The 1,198-nt window shown below is 61.0% G+C and carries 1 protein-coding gene; it reads right to left on the bottom strand.

Annotated features, from left to right (window positions below):
* Positions 1-1,085 (bottom strand): IS21 family transposase (istA, locus tag ACM9LZ_RS25825; RefSeq protein ID WP_416622369.1); only part of this gene is annotated, 1,085 nt, incomplete at its 3' end.
* Positions 1,086-1,198: the final 113 nt, after the last annotated feature.

Raw genomic sequence — 1,198 nt, 5'->3', positions numbered from 1 at the left:
CACAGGATCTTTCCCTCGGCCGCGACAACGAGCCGATCCGGATAGACCCGCAGGCTGACGGGCCGGTTCGCGAACGAGGCCGGCACGCTGTAGCGGTTGCGCTCGAAGCTGATCAGGCAGGTTGGTGAGACCCGCTTGCTCTGCTCAATGAACCCGTCAAACGGGAGCGGCACGGGCATCAGCGCGGACCGTTCCTCTGCCCAGATATCGGCAAGGGTACCGGCGAGATGGCCATGCGGAATCTCCCGCCACAGGGCCAGACAGCGTTGTTCCAGCCAAGCGTTCAGCACGGCAAGGTTGGGGAAATCCGGCATCGGCTGCCATAGCCGTGGCCGTGCGTCCTGCACATTTTTCTCGACCTGCCCTTTCTCCCAGCCAGACGCCGGGTTACAGAACGACGGCTCGAAGACATAGTGGTTGGCCATGGCCAGAAATCGCAAATTGACCTGGCGCTCCTTGCCACGCCCGACGCGGTCAACCGCCGTGCGCATATTGTCGTAGATGCCGCGCCCCGGCACGCCGCCGAAGACGCGGAAGCCGTGCCAATGGGCGTCGAACAGCATTTCATGGGTTTGCAGCAGATATGCGCGGACCAAAAATGCCCGGCTGTACGCCAGTTTGATATGCGCCACCTGCAATTTGGTACGATGACCGCCCAGCACGGCGTAATCCTCGCTCCAGTCGAACTGGAAGGCCTCGCCGGGGCGAAAACTCAGCGGAACGAAAACGCCGCGTCCTGTTGTCTGTTGCTCGCGTTGCCGCGCTGCGCGCCATTCACGGGCAAAGGCCGCAACACGGTTATAAGAACCGGTGAACCCCAGCGCGATCAGATCGGCGTGCATATGTTTCAAGGTTCGGCGCTGCTTGCGCGATTTGGAGGCCTCGGCCTTGAGCCAGCCTGCCAACTTGTCGGCGAACGGGTCCAGCTTGCTGGGACGTTCTGGTGTCGAGAACTTCGGCTCGATCGTCCCCGCGTTCAAATACTTCTTGATGGTATTCCGCGACAGGCCGGTCCGACGCGCAATCTCCCGGATTGCAACCTTCTCACGCAAGGCCAAACGGCGGATGACATTCAAAAGTCCCATGTCGATCACTCCAGTGCCCCCCGTCGCTCATCGCGAAGGGGGAACGGTCACATGGGTCAATTCTCAATGGAAATAAGCCGCCATCCCGGGTCAATCCCGCGTGGAAATCAACA

The organism is Niveispirillum fermenti, from assembly GCF_048066175.1.
GTDB lineage: Bacteria > Pseudomonadota > Alphaproteobacteria > Azospirillales > Azospirillaceae > Niveispirillum > Niveispirillum fermenti.
This window is presented reverse-complemented; position numbering and strand designations above follow the sequence as displayed.